The 10,130-nt window shown below is 68.3% G+C and carries 5 protein-coding genes; 3 read left to right on the plus strand and 2 right to left on the minus strand.

Translation table 11 applies throughout. The features are described from left to right. Nucleotides 1-254 precede the first annotated feature (254 nt). Together SPHPHY_RS0113830 and SPHPHY_RS0113835 are read right to left on the minus strand one after the other, a co-directional pair. Nucleotides 255-4,481 (minus strand): translocation/assembly module TamB domain-containing protein, encoded by a 4,227-nt coding sequence (locus SPHPHY_RS0113830; RefSeq protein WP_022687280.1) that lies wholly within the window; start codon nt 4,479-4,481, stop codon nt 255-257. Next, nucleotides 4,481-6,610 carry an autotransporter assembly complex protein TamA gene (locus tag SPHPHY_RS0113835; protein ID WP_022687281.1) on the minus strand — a complete coding sequence of 710 codons (2,130 nt, stop codon included), beginning with the start codon at nt 6,608-6,610 and terminating at the stop codon, nt 4,481-4,483. Before SPHPHY_RS0113835 ends, SPHPHY_RS0113830 begins: the two co-directional genes overlap by 1 nt. 244 nt (nt 6,611-6,854) lie before the next feature. On the opposite strand from SPHPHY_RS0113835, the gene SPHPHY_RS0113840 reads away from it, so the two are divergent. From SPHPHY_RS0113840 to SPHPHY_RS0113850, 3 genes are all read left to right on the plus strand, one after another. After that, nucleotides 6,855-8,021, plus strand: a complete 1,167-nt coding sequence (locus tag SPHPHY_RS0113840) for an acyl-CoA dehydrogenase family protein (RefSeq protein ID WP_022687282.1) — start codon at nt 6,855-6,857, stop codon at nt 8,019-8,021. Next, nucleotides 8,018-8,791, plus strand: a complete 774-nt coding sequence (locus SPHPHY_RS0113845; protein ID WP_022687283.1) for an enoyl-CoA hydratase/isomerase family protein — start codon at nt 8,018-8,020, stop codon at nt 8,789-8,791. Before SPHPHY_RS0113840 ends, SPHPHY_RS0113845 begins: the two co-directional genes overlap by 4 nt. Nucleotides 8,792-8,891: 100 nt before the next feature. Continuing rightward, entirely contained in the window at nt 8,892-10,124 is a 1,233-nt protein-coding gene (locus SPHPHY_RS0113850; RefSeq protein WP_028056920.1) for an efflux RND transporter periplasmic adaptor subunit, read from the plus strand. Nucleotides 10,125-10,130: the final 6 nt, after the last annotated feature.

Genomic DNA, 10,130 nt, shown 5'->3' on the forward strand with positions numbered 1-10,130 from the left:
GATCGACTGAACAAGTGGCTTGTTCGGCATCCTGTCTGGCGACGAAGTAGCTAAAATCGCCGAACAATTCTGAGCGCCGCTCCACCCGGTCACCGCCCTTGCAGATGCCGCCTTCGCCGTTGATTATCGCGACCAGACGAGCTCACGACGCTGACGTTTGTCCAACAGCGTGTCGCGGCGTAATCGACGCTTTGACTCCGCGTCACGTCACGCCGGTGACCTGCGCCCGATCTCGGGCGTAGGTGCGTCTCGGCTTAGAAATCGCGGGAGTAGCGGAGCTGCACGTTCGACCCGCCGAACGACCCGGCCTGTGACAGAATGCTGATCGACTTGGTCAGGGCGATCGTTAGCTGGGTCGCCGTGAAGCCGCGGGCATCGGTGACGATCTCGATATAGATGTCGTTCGTCAGATATTTGCCCGCTGCGAGTGCCGACCCGCGCCCGGTCGCCTCGTCGGCGCCGAGGACACGCAAGCGGTCGAACCCGGTCGCCGAGCGCAGCTTGCCCAGCGGGTTCAGCCCACCGCCCGACCCGCGCAGCGAGTTGAGCGCGGAGGCGAGTTGCAGCGCCTCGATCGCCGACAGGTTCTCCGGATTGGTGCCGAACAGCAGCCGGCTCAATACCTCGTCCTGCGGTAGCGACGGGGTGGAGGTGAAGGCGATCTGCGGCCGCTGGCCGGTGCCGGTGATGTTGATGTTGAACGTCACCCCATCGTTGACCGTGGTCGCCAGGATGTTGATGTCCGGATCGGTCAACGCCGCGCCGCCACGGAACCGCACCTGCCCACGCTGCACGTCGAAGCGCTTGCCCGCGAACGAATACGTACCGCGCACCAGGTCCAGCCCGCCCCCGATCGTGGGTGCGGCGGAGGTGCCGCCGACGCGCAGGTCCATCGACCACTCGCTCTCCAGCCCCATGCCGGACACGAACAGCTGGTTCTCGGCCCGCACGCGCAGGTCCAGCTTGAACAGTCCGACGGGCGGTGGAGCCGGACGATCAGTCGGTCGCGCCGCGCGGACGTCGCTCTTGCGGCGCACGCCGGTAAGTTCCGGCACCTCGGCCGATCCCTGGCGGATGATCTCGTAGCGCGCATTCGGCACGCGAATATCGCCGGAGATCAATCCGCCCGCCGCGCTGTTCTGGATGCGGATGTCGCCGCTCGCCGTCGCGCCGAGTGCATCGGAGCGCGCCAATTGCGCGTTGCGCATCGCCACGCGGACGTCGAGCGGGAAGCCTTGCGCCGCCGCGAGGCTGACGTTGCCCTGCGCCTGCACGGTCCCGTCGCCGGCGCGTGCCTGCAACTGCGACAATTCGAGCCGGTCGTTGTTGAAGCGCGCCGCGATGCGCATGTTGCTCAGCCGCGTACCGTAGGTTTCGTTGGTGTAGGTCAGGTTGTCCGCACGCACGAGCCCGTTGACGCGCGGTGCGCCGACCGTGCCGCCCAGGTCCGCCGCGATCGCGATCGGTCCGGACAGCTGCTGCTCGGCGAGCCCGGCAAGGCTGAACAATACCCCCGACGGCCCATTGTAGCGGATGCCACCCGAAAGCGCCCCCTGCATCAGCCGCGTCGTCCAGCTGCCGCTGCCGCTCGGCGTCAGCGTCGCGATCATCCGCCCGACCGGCGTGCCCCCGCGCTTGATCAGCGCGCGTCCTTCGCCGGCTGCGCTGGTCAGCCGGCCCTGGAAGACGATGTCGACCGGCTCGGAAACCGAGGTCAGGCTGGACCGCGTGAAATTGGCGATGTTCATCCGGGCATCAGCGCGCGGGGAGGCCTGGCCGGCTTCCTGCACGTAATCCATGCTGCCGGTCGCCTGCCCGCCGACGCCGAGGTTCGGCACGAGCGCGCTGAGCAACGACAAGTCCAGCTTGTCGAGCCGCACCTGCGCCTGCGTCCCACCGCCGCCGAAGCGACCGGCAAGCCGCATCGAGCCCTTGTCGAAATCGAGCCGGGCCGGTTGCAGGCGATAACCACCACGCTCCGGCACGATCCGCGCCGGCGCGGCGGTGCGGAATGCGACGTTGTTGGCCGCGCCCTGCAATGCGATGAGGTACAGGTCGGGCGACAGGCGCGAATTCACCGCGACACGGAACGGCACGCTGTTCGAGCCGGTGAACAGCGCCTGCGCCGTACCTGACCCGCCACGGTAATCGACCTTCACGCGCCCGCTATCGAGCACCGTCGCACCGTAACGAAGGTCGGCGACCTGCGCGTCGGCCACTATCTGCGGCTTGTCGTACAGGACGATGTCCGCGTTGATCAGCGCGCGGCCGATCGTAAAGTCGACCATGCCGGGGATCGTCGCCGACAGCGCACGCGCATTGACGCTGGCGCGCTGATACTTGCCCTGCGCGCGCAGCGTGGCGAGCCCGTTCAGGCCCTGCCCGTTGAAGCGCACCTGGCCGGCGAACGGTCCGGCCACGGTCTGTACGACGCGTCCGCCGAACTGGACCCCGGCGAACAGCACGCGGCGGATATCGACCGCCAGCTGTCTGCCCGGCGTGACCAGCACGTCGGCGGTGAACGGACCGTAATTGGTGCCACCGGTCGCGTTCACCTGATAGGCGCCGCCACGCCCGACAACCCGTGCATCGAGGTTCGCAAGTCCGATCCCGACCCCGGGGCGCGGCGCGCGCAGCCGCACGACGGGCGCCGTCGCCGATCCCGTGACGCGCGCGGTCAACGGGCCGTATTGCTTCGAGAAGGCGTCTGCATCGACCAGCACCGCGCCGCTCGCAGGGTCGAACCGCCCCTGCCCGCGCGTGATGCGGAATTGCGGCGCATTCATCGTAAGACTCTGGAAGGTGACGACGCCTTCAGGCGAATAGCCGAAGCGCGTGCTGAGCACCGCATTCCCGCCCAGGAAGGAGCGAACGCCCTCGTTGAAGAGCTGCTTGGTCTGCACTGCGACGCGCCCGGTGATCCCGAACCCGCCACGCGCGCCGGGAACCAGCTTCGCATCGGTCTGGATGTTGAGAATGCCGACGCTATCGACGCGGAAGTTGTTGACACGGCCCTGCAATCCACCGGTGTATCGCCCGGTCTGGACGTTGGCGGCGATGATTGCGGTCGCATCGATCGTGTCGGAGCGGATGCGCAGATTGTCGGACAGCACGTTCGGCATCTGCACCGCAATGTCGCCATCGATCCGCGCATTGGTGGTCAGCCCGCCGAGCGCCGGGTTCAACCCCGCAACGCGCTTGGCGCGGGCGTGGACCGGCACCATGATACGGTCGCTGTTCACACGAGCTAGACCCTCGGCATACAGGTTCTCGACGCTCATCTCGCCGAAGCCGAGCGACGCGGCCCGCACCTTGTAGTCGACCGTCGGCGTGGCGAACGCCCCGTTCAGCACCACGCGCGCCAGCACGTCACGCCCGCGCAGGTTCGGAGCGATCGCACCGGGGGTCAGCAATCGCGCGTCGACCGCGAAATTGCCGAACCGGCTGTTCTTCAGGTCGAGCATCCCGCCGGCATCCACCGCCAGCGCGTCCGAATTGAGCTTGATGCGGGTGTCGGCGCTACGCTCGCCGAGCGTCACGTCGGCCGCCACCTGCAACGCGGGTGCCGTCAGACGCTCGACCGGGCCTTCCAGATAGAGGCCGGGGCGCGTCGGACCGCGCACTTCGAAATGGCCATTGCGCGCGGTCAGCGACAGGTTCGCCAATTGTCCGCCGCCCAGCGTGGCGAGCGCACGCCCTTGCCACGCCGCCCAGCTGCCGCGACCGGCGACGGTAGCAGTCAACGGCGCCTTCAATCCGGCCAGCTGCGCGACCACGCCGCCCGCGGGGGCGTTCAGCCGCACGTCGAGATCGAGCTTGTTGTCGTCGGGCACCGCATCCAGCTTCAGCCGCGCGACATCGCCGCCGGCGACCCCGGGGCCACGCAACGCGACCGCGTCCACCAGCAATTGTGCGCGACGATCGGCGATATGCGCCTGCCCGTCGAAGCGCGCGATGTGGCGCGCACCCGAAACCGCCGGTTCCATGACGAAGCGTGCGACCTGCATGCGGCCGATGTCGATATCGAGATCGGGCAGCAGCGGTGCATTGGGGTCGGTCGGCTCGGTCGACGGCTTCAGCTCGGGATTGCGGCGTAGCGTGATGAGCTGGCTCGACACGCTGCGCACGTCGACATGGTTGCTGGCGAACGCGAACGGCCGCCAGTCCACCTCCAGCCGCGGCGAGGTGAGGAACACGCCCTTGGGGTCGCTGACCCGCACGTCGCTGAGCCGCATCCGGCCGTAAAGCGAACCGTCGATCCGCCCGACCTTGATGTTCAGCCCGGAGGCGGTGGTGTAGCCGCCGATCTGGTCGGCGACGAAGCGCCGGCCGGGATCGGTGTTGATGCCCAGCACGATCGCGAGCACCAGCAGCAGCAGTGCGGCGATCGCGATCCCGATCCACTTCAGGATTCGCAGCCACAGCGGACGGCGATCCGCCGCGATCATGCCCTCGCCCGGCGCCAGCGTCTCGTCAGTCATCAGAACGCCTGCCCGATCGAAATGTAGAGCGCGACCTTGGCATCGCCGGGACGCGGGTTGAGCGGCGTCGCGACATCGACGCGCATCGGGCCGAAATTGGTATAGAAGCGTCCTCCGATACCGGCGCCGAAGCGCAGGTCGCTGGCATCCGGCAGGCTGCTTTCGTAGGTGTTGCCGGCGTCCAGGAACGGCACGATTCCGAAGTTGCCGAAGCGGTAGCGTGCCTCGATCGAGAATTCGTTCAGGCTGCGCCCGCCGATCGGCCGGAGGTCCTTGACCTCGTCGCGATCCTTGTCGTCCGGGACCAGCGAGCTTTCGGGTTCGAGCGGCCCGAGCCGTTGGAAGCCGTAGCCGCGCACCGATCCGCCCCCGCCGCCGTAATAGCGGCGCGACGGCGCGATATCATCGCGCGCGATGCCGAAGATGCTGCCCGCGCGTACGCGGCCGGCGATCACCAGCTTGTCGGACACCGGATAATAAGCGGTGCCCTCGATCAGGCTGCGCCCATAGGGACGCACCGAGCCCTGTACCGAGGTTTCCGGGCTCAGACTGAGTTTCAGGCGATAGCCACGCGTCGGATTGAGCAGATCGTCAGAGGTATCGAACTGCACCTGCCCGGGGAGCGCGAGCACGCCATAAGTTCGGCGCACGCGATCGTTGTCGGCGAAGTCGAAGACGCTTTCGTTCGTGCCGACCAGCTCGAACCCATAGGCATAGGTGAACTTCTTCTGCCAGATCGGCGTCGAATCGTAGGAGATGCGGCCGGACAGCGTGCCGGTGAACGCCTCGAACGCATCGTAATTGGCGCGCAACGCGCTGGCGACCAACGTCACCGTGCGGTCGCGCTTGCCGGCGTTCTGTCGGCGGAAGGTCCCCGACACCCCCTGCTGCTGCGTGCCCGCGATCGCGCCCAGGATCAGCGCGCCCTCGGGCGGGAACCGGTTGCGGTTGGTGAATGTGCCCTCGACCGTCACGCCCTGCCCGGTCTGGAAACCGGCTCCGCCTGCCAGGCTTTTGGCCGGGCCGCGCGTCTGCCGGACCATCAGGTCGACCTGCTCGGTCCCGTCGGGCAGGATCGTGCCGGTGCGCACCGGCTGGACGCCGACACCGTTGAACAGCCCGGTCGCGACCAGCGCTTCGCGCAGATCGTCGGCCTTGCGGTTGTCGTACAATTGTCCTTGGTCGAAGCGCGGGAAAACGTTCAGGTGCTTCAGGTCGAACACCGGGTCACCCTCGGTCCTGAGCGCCCCGAACGACGATCGCGGACCGGTATCGACCGGCAGGGTGTAGTCGCCCCGCGCGGTCCGCTCGTCGAGCAGGATGTCGCGGTCGCCGACCTTTACGAACGGATAGCCCTGCTGCGGCAACTTCAGGCTGACGTTCGCCTCCGCGCCCTGCACGCGTGCCGCCTCGATGGGATCGCCGGTCCTGAGCGGCAACTCGCGCCGGACGAGGTCGGACGGGGTCGTCGGTTGCGCCTGCACGGTGATCGTGCCGAGTTTGTATTGCTGGCCCGGCGTCGCGCTGACGATCGCCTTCAGTTGCTGCTTTTCGCCCGTCACGTTCTCGATCGTGGAGATCGCCGTTCCGTCGTAATAGCCGAGCGACTTCATCAGCCGCACCGCGAGTTGCTCGTCCTCGCGACCGCGCGCCGCCACTTGCGTGGCATTGTCGGCCTTGCCCTTGCCGTCGCGCAGTGCCGACAGCGAATTGAACTCGTCGGTCAGCCCGAGCGGGTCGAGGCCGCGCACTTCGCTGGCATAGCGGATGTCGGGTGTCTCGTCCGCCTTCGGATCGGCGACGCTCTGGAGCGGCGTCGAGTCGAAGGCCGCCAACGGCTCCAGCGGCTGTGTCAGCGCGGGGTCAGGCGCTGGCGCCGGCGGCAGCGCGCCGGGCACGATCGGCTGCTGCGCGGCATCCTGCGCCGGCGCGGGCGCAGCGGTCGGGGCCGCTTCGGTCGTCATCGGCTCCAGTGGCGCGTTCAGGTCGCCGGACAGCGGCGGCAAGGCCTTGTCGAACTCGGCATCGGGGACGATCGGGGCGTTCGCCTGCTGGTCGGCTTCGGCGGGCTCCGCGGGCGTTTGCGGCGCATCGGGTCCCTGCGCGGGCGCCGCGCCGGGGGTTTGCATTTGCGCATGCGCCTGCCCGGCGATCAGCGCGATCCCGGCGGTAGCCAGGAGCAGACGGAAATGACGAGTCGAACGAACCAAGAATACGCCCCTTTGCGCAGGGGACACCGGTGCTCCGGCTCGTACCCCCGTCCCCTCGCAACGTTCGACATGCCAAACAGTTGCGCTTGCCCGTGTCATCCCGGCGACTGGCGTACCGCCCGGCCAGGCCGTAGGACGGCGGCAACGAAGCGTGGGAGAGTGCATGAACTTCGATCTCGACGACGATCACCGCATGATCGCCGAGCTGGTGCGGCGGTTCGTCGACGACGAACTGGTTCCGCTGGAAAACGGCGTCCTTGACCGTGACGCACGCGGCTACGGGCTGGAGCTGACCGCCGACGAACGCGCGCAGGTCGACCGCGTCTCGCGCGAGCTGGGATTATGGGGCCTCGACGCGCCCGCCGACGTCGGCGGGACCGACCTGCCGGCCGTGGCGATGGTCGCGGTCAACGAGGCGCTGGGTCGCACGATCGCGCCGTGGACGCTCCCCCCCGATTCGCCGAACCTGCGCATGCTGGCCGCTACGGTCGACGAGCGCCAGCGCGAGGCGTATCTGGCGCCATATGTACGCGGCGAGACGATCTCGGCGATCGGCATCTCCGAACCGGGCGCGGGCTCCGACCCGGCGGGTATGAAGACCATTGCGGTGCGCGACGGCGACGACTGGGTGTTGAACGGTCGCAAGATCTGGATCACGAAGGCCGACCGCGCCGATTTCACGATCGTGATCGCGGTGACCGACAAGGAAAAGCGCCAGCGCGGCGGAATGAGCGCGTTCCTGGTCGATCGCGACGCACCGGGCTTCTCCGTGGTGCGCCCGATCCCGATGATCGGCGGCGAGACGACCTACGAGGTCGCGCTGGACGATTGCCGGGTGCCGGGTTGGAAGCTGCTCGGCACCGAAGGCCAGGGGTTCGCGCCGATGCAGCTGCGGCTGAACACGCGTCGCGCGGAGATGGCGGCGAACGCGATCGGCATGGCGGCACGCGCGCTCGACATGCTGGTCGAGTACGCACCACAGCGCACGACCTTCGGCAAGCCGCTCAGCGAGCGCCAGACGGTGCAGAACTGGGTCGCCGATGCCGCGATCCGCATCCATGCGGCACGGCTGATGGCCTATGACTGCGCGTGGAAGATCGACCAGCGCCGCGATGCGCGCACCGAGGTGTCGATGCTGAAGAGCTTCGCGCTGGAAATGGCGTGGGAGGTGCTCGACCACGTCATGCAGGCATTCGGCGCGATGGGGGTGACCCGCGAGCTGCCGCTGGCGCAGATGGCGGCGCGCATCCGCCTGATGCGGATCTACGACGGTCCGACCGAGATCCACAATTGGGTCGTAGCCCGCAACCTTCTGGGAACCCGCGCATGAAGCAGCATCTCTCCGTAGCCCGCGCCCGCCATGTCGCCACCGTGGTGATCGATCGCGCGCCGCACAATCACGTCAACGCCGCGCTGATCCATGCGCTGGCGGACGTGCTCGACGACTGCGACGCCGATCCGGACGTCCGCGCTGTCGTGCTGGCGACCGAAGGACGGGTGTTTTGCGGCGGCGCCGACCTGACCGGTGACAAGCCGCTGGTCGACGAACAGGGCGAGAGCGAGACACCGGCGCTATATCGCGGCGCGGTGCGGCTATTTTCCGCGAAGAAGCCGATCGTCGCGGCGATCCAGGGCGCGGCGGTCGGCGCCGGGCTCGGGCTCGGGCTCGTCGCCGACTTCCGGGTCGCGGCGCCCGAGGCGCGCTTCTCCGCCAATTTCGTGACGCTCGGCTTCCATGCCGGCTTCGGGATCAGCCACACGCTGCCGCGGGTGATCGGCGGGCAGCATGCGTCGCTCATGCTGCTGACCGGGCGGCGGGTGAAGGCGGACGAGGCGCTTCGTTACGGTCTGGTGGACGCGATTGCGCCACTTGACGAGGTGCGCGCCGCCGCGCAGGCGCTGGCGGCCGAGATCGCGGTCAACGCGCCGCTGGCTGTCGAGGCGACCCGCGCCACGCTGCGCGCCGATCTCGCCGAGGCGGTGCGGACACGGACCGAACACGAGCGCGCCGAACAGGATCGGCTGATGCTTACGGCCGATTTCCGCGAAGGTCTGCGTGCCGTCGCCGAGCGTCGAGCGGGACGTTTCGTACGCGCCTGAAAATATAAATCGTCACGCTGCGAAACATTTGCGACAAATAACGCTTAGCCGACAGGGCGCTTCCCGCATTCAGACAGGGCGATGTGTGACGACAGGTTCGATGGTACGGCGGGTGCGTGCAGCAGCCGGGCCGGCAGGCGCGGCGGCGCTGCTTGCGCTGGCGGCGTGTAGCGGCGGCTCCGGCGAAGACGGTCAGGGCAAAAGCAAGGGCGGCCCCGGCGGCGCGGGCAACGGACCGGTGCAGGTCGGTTTCGTCGTCGTGCAGCCGACCGCGGTGCCGACGATCAGCGACCTGCCCGGCCGCACCGTCGCCTTTGAAAGCTCGCAGGTCCGCCCGCAGATCACCGGCGTCATCCAGAAGCGCTTCTTCACGGAAGGCGCATTGGTGAAGCGCGGTCAGCCGCTCTACCAGATCGACCCCTCGCTCTACCGCGCCGCCGCCAACCAGGCGAGCGCGAACGTCGCCAACGCACAGGCCACCTTCGCCGCGGCCAAGACCCGCGCCGACCGCTACAAGCCGCTCGCCGACATGGAGGCGATCAGCGCGCAGGATTATACCGACGCGGTCGCCACGCAGCGGCAGGCCGCGGCATCGATCGACGTCAACCGGGCGCAGCTCGACACCGCGCGCGTCAACTTGCGCTTCACCACCGTTCCCGCTCCGATCACGGGCCGGATCGGGCGCTCGTTGTTCACGGTCGGCGCGTTGGTCAGCGCGACGCAGGCCGATCCGCTCGCTACGATCCAGCAGCTCGACCCGATCTTCGTCGATATCCAGCAATCGAGCGCCAATCTGCTCGCGTTGCGCCGCGCGCTGGCCAGCGGCGGCGCCGCGCCGGCCCGCGCCGAGGTGACGCTGAAGCTCGAGGACGGCACCGACTACGGGATCAAGGGCACGGTGGAATTCGCCGAGGTGGTCGTCGATCCGACCACCGGCACCGTAACCCTGCGCGCACGCTTCCCCAATCCGCAGTCCCTACTGTTGCCCGGTATGTTCGTCCGCGCGCAATTCGCGCAATCGATCCAGAACAACGCCTTCCTCGTGCCGCAAGCCGCGATCAGCCGCGACGCCAAGGGTGCCGCCTCGCTCTTCGTCGTCGGCGCGGACAACAAGGCGGTCCAGCGCACGATCCAGGCCGACCGCACGCAAGGCGCCTATTGGGTGGTCACCGGCGGGCTCCGCCCCGGCGACAAGGTCATCACGCAGGGGCTCGCGAATTTGCGGCCGGGCGCGGCGATCACCGCGGTGCCGGCCAATGCTCCGCAACCCGTCAAGGCCCCCTCCGCCGAGCAGATGGAGAAGATGCAGGCCGGCAAGAGCAAGGCGGGCTGACGCTTC

Source organism: Sphingomonas phyllosphaerae 5.2, assembly GCF_000419605.1.
GTDB lineage: Bacteria > Pseudomonadota > Alphaproteobacteria > Sphingomonadales > Sphingomonadaceae > Sphingomonas > Sphingomonas phyllosphaerae_B.

Bases quoted from the DNA above. Each gene is read 5' to 3' on its own strand.
- SPHPHY_RS0113845 (WP_022687283.1), top strand. From the start codon at position 8,018: ATGAAGCAGCATCTCTCCGTAGCCCGCGCCCGCCATGTCGCCACCGTG.
- SPHPHY_RS0113840 (WP_022687282.1), top strand. From the start codon at position 6,855: ATGAACTTCGATCTCGACGACGATCACCGCATGATCGCCGAGCTGGTG.
- SPHPHY_RS0113830 (WP_022687280.1), bottom strand. From the start codon at position 4,481: ATGACTGACGAGACGCTGGCGCCGGGCGAGGGCATGATCGCGGCGGAT.
- SPHPHY_RS0113835 (WP_022687281.1), bottom strand. From the start codon at position 6,610: ATGCAAACCCCCGGCGCGGCGCCCGCGCAGGGACCCGATGCGCCGCAA.
- SPHPHY_RS0113850 (WP_028056920.1), top strand. From the start codon at position 8,892: ATGGTACGGCGGGTGCGTGCAGCAGCCGGGCCGGCAGGCGCGGCGGCG.